The sequence below is a fragment of the Methylobacterium sp. Leaf88 genome (assembly GCF_001422795.1).
GTDB lineage: Bacteria > Pseudomonadota > Alphaproteobacteria > Rhizobiales > Beijerinckiaceae > Methylobacterium.
In genome coordinates this window covers 268,389-268,722 of sequence record NZ_LMMK01000055.1, presented here as the reverse complement: position 1 = coordinate 268,722, position 334 = coordinate 268,389, and the positions used below count along the sequence as shown (strand labels likewise).

Below are 334 nucleotides of genomic sequence, written 5' to 3'. Positions count from 1 at the left end.
CAACCAGCCGACCGTCATCGGCGTGAACGGCGCCAGCACCCTGGTCCTGCCGGGCACCACCGCTGTCGTCGCCTTCCAGAACGGCCAGAGCAACGACGGCTTCGTCGGCGGCGGTCAGATCGGCTACAACTACCAGTTCACCCCGGGCTCCGGTGTCGTGATCGGTGTCGAGGCCGACGCCCAGTACGTCGACTTCGGTCGTGAGCGGAACCGCTTCACGGCCACCGGCCCGCTGGCCGCCCAGCAGGTCTTCAACCCGGCCGGCATCTCGGGCCTCGACTACTTCGGCACCGTCCGCGGTCGCCTCGGCTACGCCTTCGACCGCGTTCTGTTC

General features: G+C 68.9%; 1 pseudogene. It reads left to right on the top strand.

Features of this window, described 5'->3' with window-relative positions:
• Positions 1–334, top strand: a pseudogene (locus ASF20_RS25200) (porin family protein); the annotation flags it as partial.